Genomic DNA, 6,317 nt, shown 5'->3' on the forward strand with positions numbered 1-6,317 from the left:
GCGGTCAATGTAGTCTGGAAGCCTGTCTGCAGTATGATTCCATGGCACAGCATACCTTTCGAGATCCCTTTGAGCCGTTCGGCGAAAGCGGAGATCATGGAAAGGTATCTGGACAAATATTATGTAGAAGAATTTGACGAAACGCTGGTGGAGGAAATGCTCTTCAGCGGTATGGCGGCCGGCGTGGGCGACAGATATACATATTATATGTCGGAAGAAACGCTGGAACAGTATCTGGAAAATACCAACGGCAATTTTGACGGGGTTGGCATAGAGGTTTACACGAATCAGGACGGTGAAGTGGTCATCAGCCGTGTGATGGAAGGTCAGCCTGCGCAGCAGGCTGGGTTGCAGGAAGGCGATGTTATCGTTGGCGTAAATGGCGAGGATATGCGCGGAAAGATGATGTCCGATGTGGCAGCGAAGATCAGAGGGAAGGCCGGTACGGAAGTGACCATTGAAGTGCTGCGCAAAAGCACGGGGGAAACACTGGAAATGACCATGGAGCGGGCAGTCGTTGTGATGGAAAGTGTGGACAGCCGTATGATCAACGGGAAAATTGGATATATTTCCATCAGCGGCTTTAAGGAAAATACCTATGACCAGTTCAAGGTGGCTCTGGATGGACTGCAGAAAGAGGGCATGAAAGGACTGATTCTGGATCTGCGAGATAACCCCGGCGGTCTGGTGAAATCTGTATATCAGATCGGGGAAGAACTGCTGCCGGAAGGAACGATGGTTTACACACTGGATAAACAGGAAAAGAGAGAAGATCTGAAGTGCGACGGAGAATATCTGGATATTCCACTGGTGGTTCTGGTCAATGAAAACAGTGCCAGTGCGTCGGAAATTCTGGCGGGGGCAGTGAAGGATACGGACAGAGGAACGCTGGTGGGCGTGCAGACCTTTGGGAAAGGGTTGGTGCAGAGATTATTCACCCTGCCCGATGGTTCCGGTCTGAACGTGACCATCCAGAAATATTATACGCCAAAGGGTACATCCATCCACGGGATCGGCATCGAACCGGATGAAGTGGTACAGCTGAGGGAAAAATATCTGACGACGTCACTGACGGATATTCCGGAAGGAGAAGACGATCAGCTGCAGAAGGCATTGGAAGTATTACGAAAAGAAATGAAATGATCTCCTTGGATCCGTATATTATATAGAAAGAATTTTTTATTTTTTTCGGAAACGGCTTTTCAAGGGCGGAAGATTCCAGTATACTGGAAAAAGACGACAGAAAATCAGTAATTTTAGGAACAAAGGAGCGGCGGTATGTTAAATTTTATGAGTTTCGGCGAAAATATCGGTATCGACCTGGGAACTGCCACTGTTCTGGTATATATCAAAGGGCAGGGAATCGTGATTCGGGAACCTTCCGTGGTTGCTATTGATAAAGACAGCAATACGATTCTTGCCGTAGGCGAAGAAGCCAGACGTATGCTGGGCAGAACCCCCGGCAATATCGTTGCCATCCGACCTCTGCGTGAGGGTGTTATTTCCAATTATGATGTAACGGAAAAAATGCTGCAGTATTTTATCGAAAAAGCTATGGGCAAGCGTTCCTTTGTGAAGCCGACCATTGCTGTTTGTGTACCTTCCAGTGTAACAGAAGTGGAAAAAAGAGCAGTAGAGGATGCGACCCGTCAGGCGGGTGCAAGACGTGTACACATTATTGAAGAACCCATTGCGGCAGCCATTGGTGCGGGGATCGACATTTCCAGAGCCTGCGGCAGCATGGTGGTGGATATCGGTGGTGGTACAACAGACATTGCAGTCATTTCTCTGGGCGGTACAGTAGTCAGCCATTCCCAGAAGATTGCAGGGGACAATTTCGATGATGCCATCATTCGATATATGAGAAAGAAACATAATGTTCTGATCGGTGAAAGAACGGCGGAAGAACTGAAGATCAAGATCGGTACAGCCTTTGAACGTACCATTCCTGTCACACTGGACGTGCGCGGCAGAAACCTGATCACAGGTCTGCCCAAGAATATCACTGTTACATCGGAAGAAATGCATGAAGCTTTGCAGGAATCTGTGGAAGCCATTGCCGATGCGGTGCATGGGGTTCTGGAACGCACTCCTCCCGAATTGGCAGCGGATATTTATGAACGCGGGATCGTTATGACCGGCGGCGGCAGCTTGCTGTATGGTCTGGATAAGCTGATCCAGCAGAAAACAGGTATCCATGCAATGGTGGCAGAGGATGCAGTCAGCTGTGTAGCCATTGGTACCGGCAGATACATTGAATTCATTTCCGAAACGGCGGAAGAGGAAAGAGAAGAAAAACGCGGATTTGATATCAGCGGATTATTTAAAAAGAAATAAAAAGGAAAGAGCCTGAAGGGGAACCCATCGGATTCCTTGGAGAGGCTCTTTTTTGTCCTGTTCAAAAGTTTTGCCGGTGAAATAATTTACAAGAGTGTCATACAAATAACAATTTCCGGGACGAAAAAAAGGACAGAGACATAGGAGAGCGTCCAGACAGAGCCTTTTTGTATGATGGATATGTTCGTTTTGTTTATAAAATGAAATTATATGTCTTTGTTTTTGGTGTAATTGACGGAAAAAAATGAGAAAAGTTGTTTTGCATAATTTTTGATAGCAAAATTTGTGTAAAAATTATCCCAAAAAATGAAAAAAATACTACACAAGTTCAAAATATGTGTTATAATTATTGACGGAAAGAAGCAAGAGAGTGGGCTATGCGCCAAAAGCAAACGGCCATCATCAAAGCTTTCTCTTCATTTTGCCCTAACCGCATGGGGCAAAGCCCGCATCTTAAGTATGCGGAGAAAATACTAATTGTTATTATTTAAACAATAGGAGGTCATAGAGTTATGAACGCTTATATCGAACGCGTAATCGAACAGGTAAAAGCACGTGACGCACACGAACCCGAATTTATCCAGACAGTAGAAGAAGTATTCGCTTCCATCGAAAAAGAAGTTGAACTGCACCCCGAATATGAAAAAATGGGTCTGCTGGAAAGACTGGTTGAACCTGAAAGATCCGTATCCTTCAGAGTAACATGGGTAGACGACGCTGGCAAAGTAAACGTAAACAGAGGTTTCAGAGTACAGTTCTCCTCTGCACTGGGTCCCTACAAAGGTGGTCTGAGATTTGCTTCCAACGTATACTCTGGCGTAGTTAAATTCCTGGGCTTCGAACAGATCTTCAAAAACTCCCTGACAGGTCTGCCTATCGGTGGTGGTAAAGGTGGTTCCGACTTCAACCCCAACGGTAAATCCGATATGGAAATCATGAGATTCTGCCAGGCATTCATGACAGAACTGTACAGACACATCGGTCCCGACGTTGACGTTCCCGCTGGTGACATCGGCGTAGGCGGCAGAGAAATCGGTTTCCTGTATGGCCAGTACAAGAGAATCAAAGGCTGCTGGGAAAACGGCGTTCTGACAGGTAAAGGTCTGGAATACGGCGGCTCCCTGTTCAGACCTGAAGCTACAGGTTACGGTGCTACATACTACACAAACGAAGTACTGACACACTGTGGTGACACATTCGAAGGCAAAACAGTAGCTATGTCCGGTTTCGGTAACGTAGCTTGGGGTGTAGCTATGAAAGTAGCTCAGCTGGGCGGTAAAGTTGTTACTCTGTCCGGTCCCGACGGTTACTGCTACGATCCCGACGGTATCACAACAGAAGAAAAATTCAACTACATGCTGGAAATGAGAAACTCCGGTAGAAACAGAGCTCAGGACTATGCTGACAAATTTGGCGTTGAATTCTTCCCTGGCCAGAAACCTTGGGGCGTAAAAGTAGACATCGCTATGCCTTGTGCATACCAGAATGAAATCGGTATGACAGAAATCAAACAGATCCTGGATGAAAACGGCACAAAATACTACATCGAAGTAGCTAACATGCCTACAACAAACGAAGCTCTGGGTTATGCTATGGCTAAAGAAGGCGTTATCGTAGCTCCTTCCAAAGCTGTTAACGCAGGTGGTGTAGCTGTATCCGCTCTGGAAATGGCTCAGAACTCCATGAGATACGCTTGGGCTGGCGAAGAAGTTGATGCTAAACTGGTTGGTATCATGAAAAACATCCACGCTATGTCCGTAGAAGCTGCTGAAGGCGCTGGTCTGGGTTACAACCTGGTAGCAGGTGCTAACATTGCTGGCTTCAAGAAAGTAGCTGCAGCTATGATGGCTCAGGGTCTGGTATAATTTAACCTGATTCTTAATCAAGTTCGATTACGACGACTAATTAAGCAAACTCGGAAGGGACGGAGAAATCCGTCCCTTTTTCCTATGCAAAAAAAGAACTCCCGAAAGGGAGTTTTTTTATTGGAAAATATAAAGGGAATCGTAAGAAAGAAGAATAAAAAAGATGATAAAATTTACTTGAAAGAATGTAACGAAAACAGGCTGAAACGGATAGATAGATGAATTTACAAGAAAGGCGGTGAGAAGATGCTTCGTCCGGAAAAGGATTTTGAAGAATATGGTATGTTCGTATTTAGATATCTGATGACTCTTTGTGGGGAGGCAGGGATGGCAGAAGAACTGACTCAGGAAACCTTTTATCGGGCGATCCGTTCTTCGGGGAAATTCAATGGAAGCTGTAAAGTCTCTACGTGGCTTTGTCAGATCGCAAAGCATGTCTGGTATCAGGAGTTAGACAGAAATAGACGCAGGAAGGAAGAGCCATTATGGGATCATGGGGCGAGCGATGGTTTGGAAAACGATTACTGCAGGAAGGAACAGACCATGGAAGTGATGAAAGCGGTGCATGTTTTAGGAGAAGATGCGAAAGAAGTGTTTCTTTTGCGTATGACGGGCGGAGTTTCCTTTCGGGAGATTGGCGAAATTTGTGGAAGAAATGAAAACTGGGCACGGGTGACGTTTTACCGTGTAAAACAAAAGGTGATAAAGGAGGTCGGAAGAGATGAAATGTGAAATCATCAGAGATTTGATGCCCATGTATCTGGATGGGCTGACCAGCGAGGAAAGCAACAAGGCGATCGGGGAGCATCTGGATGGATGTGTGCCCTGCAAAGAAATGCTTGAACAGATGCAACAGGAAACGGCGGTGCAAACAGAGGAAACGAAGAAAAAAATCAATCCTTTTCGTAAATTCAACCGAAAAATAAAGATGTACGTGGCGGCGACGCTGGCTGTGTGTATTGCGATTGGAGGATTGGGTTATAAGGCCTTTGCCCGAGGGTTTGCCATCGATCCTGACGATATGACTATGGATGTGCGGATGGAGGGGAATATGCTGTATCTTGACTTCGAGGTGGCGGAAGGAACCTTACAGCATTACGGCACTATGTATGATGAGACTTCGGCGGAGATCAAACTGAGAAAGGTCTGGACGCTGCCGGGGGATCATCTTGGGGCGGAATCCAACAAATTCGGCTGGGGTATGCAATTGGATGCATTGACCATCGGCTCCGGCCAGATGGTAGAAGTGCAGATGGTGGATGGCGGTCTGACGCTGGTGGAGATTTCTGATGAAGGAAGTGTGGCTATTCAAAATGGGGAGGCGGGCCCGACGACGATGATGATGTTCCATGAGGGAGATGAAGCGGTCAGCATGACTTTTGGGAACGATGAGGCCATGGAGGACTTTACGGTGACCGTTGATTATGGAAAGGAAACGATGACCTATACATTGACGGAGTTGAAAGAAATGGCGGAAAAATAAGAAAAAGCCCTGAATTCAGGGCTTTTTTGTTTGTTCAAATGTTGTTTTCATTCGTTCGATATCATAATCCAGCAGCCAGTTTCTGCAGTCTTCATAAAGGAATCGGATATCTTCAACGGTCTTGCCAACGACATCAACACCTCTGTCGTCGTAAGGATGGAAGAGCAGATGGCGTTTGGTATCAAAGAAGAATACAGCAGAGGATAGCTCTCGGAAGCCCAAATCCTTAAAATCGGAATGGACGATTTCTTCGAATAAAGGCTGTATCTTCGGAGGGGTATCTTCTATATCCCAGAACAGCAGAATGCGGGTCATAGGTTCTTCCGCCGCAGTGGTCACGTCCTGTTGATACACTTCTGCAGGAGAAGGCAGATGAACCAGACGGCAGAACCGGTCGATGATCTCATCCACATCCGTATCCAGATCAGGGGTGCGATACAGCACCCAAAGGAGCGTATCAAAAGGAGCAACTTTTTCATAAAGAAAAGAGGTGCGCCATAATGCACTGCGGAGATATTTGGGATTCAGTTTTTTCTCGGTCAGAAAGATTTCCAGCGATGGATCGCCTGTTTCGAAGCGAAGGGAAACAGGGCTTTCGTAAAAAATGGGAAGCTGCAATCTTTCGTTGCCGA

Annotated in this window: 6 protein-coding genes; 5 read left to right on the top strand and 1 reads right to left on the bottom strand. The window is 46.3% G+C overall.

The genetic code is table 11. The features are described from left to right. The 5 genes from ACJMLT_RS06495 to ACJMLT_RS06515 all read left to right on the top strand — a co-directional run. Positions 1 to 1,143 (top strand): S41 family peptidase (locus ACJMLT_RS06495; protein ID WP_405728315.1); only part of this gene is annotated, 1,143 nt, incomplete at its 5' end. 135 nt (positions 1,144 to 1,278) lie between these two features. Then, entirely contained in the window at positions 1,279 to 2,337 is a 1,059-nt protein-coding gene (locus ACJMLT_RS06500) for a rod shape-determining protein (protein WP_405728318.1), read from the top strand. 512 nt (positions 2,338 to 2,849) lie between these two features. Beyond that, positions 2,850 to 4,202: an NADP-specific glutamate dehydrogenase gene (gene gdhA / locus ACJMLT_RS06505; RefSeq protein WP_405728321.1), complete on the top strand. Its 1,353-nt coding sequence runs from the start codon at positions 2,850 to 2,852 to the stop codon at positions 4,200 to 4,202. A gap of 246 nt (positions 4,203 to 4,448) precedes the next feature. Further along, a complete protein-coding gene (locus tag ACJMLT_RS06510; RefSeq protein WP_405728324.1) occupies positions 4,449 to 4,934 on the top strand; it encodes an RNA polymerase sigma factor in 486 nt (161 codons plus the stop codon). Then, entirely contained in the window at positions 4,924 to 5,685 is a 762-nt protein-coding gene (locus tag ACJMLT_RS06515; RefSeq protein WP_405728327.1) for a zf-HC2 domain-containing protein, read from the top strand. The genes ACJMLT_RS06510 and ACJMLT_RS06515 overlap by 11 nt, the downstream gene beginning before the upstream one ends. A 15-nt stretch (positions 5,686 to 5,700) precedes the next feature. Here ACJMLT_RS06515 and ACJMLT_RS06520 read toward each other — a convergent pair. Then, positions 5,701 to 6,317 (bottom strand): DUF3885 domain-containing protein (locus ACJMLT_RS06520; RefSeq protein WP_405728330.1); only part of this gene is annotated, 617 nt, incomplete at its 5' end.

Source organism: Anaerotignum sp., assembly GCF_045122575.1.
In the GTDB taxonomy this organism is placed as follows: Bacteria; Bacillota; Clostridia; order Lachnospirales; family Anaerotignaceae; genus Anaerotignum_A.

Excerpts from the sequence above, each read along its gene's own strand:
- ACJMLT_RS06500 (WP_405728318.1), top strand. The coding sequence starts at position 1,279 with ATGTTAAATTTTATGAGTTTCGGCGAAAATATCGGTATCGACCTGGGA.
- gdhA (WP_405728321.1), top strand. The coding sequence starts at position 2,850 with ATGAACGCTTATATCGAACGCGTAATCGAACAGGTAAAAGCACGTGAC.
- ACJMLT_RS06510 (WP_405728324.1), top strand. The coding sequence starts at position 4,449 with ATGCTTCGTCCGGAAAAGGATTTTGAAGAATATGGTATGTTCGTATTT.
- ACJMLT_RS06515 (WP_405728327.1), top strand. The coding sequence starts at position 4,924 with ATGAAATGTGAAATCATCAGAGATTTGATGCCCATGTATCTGGATGGG.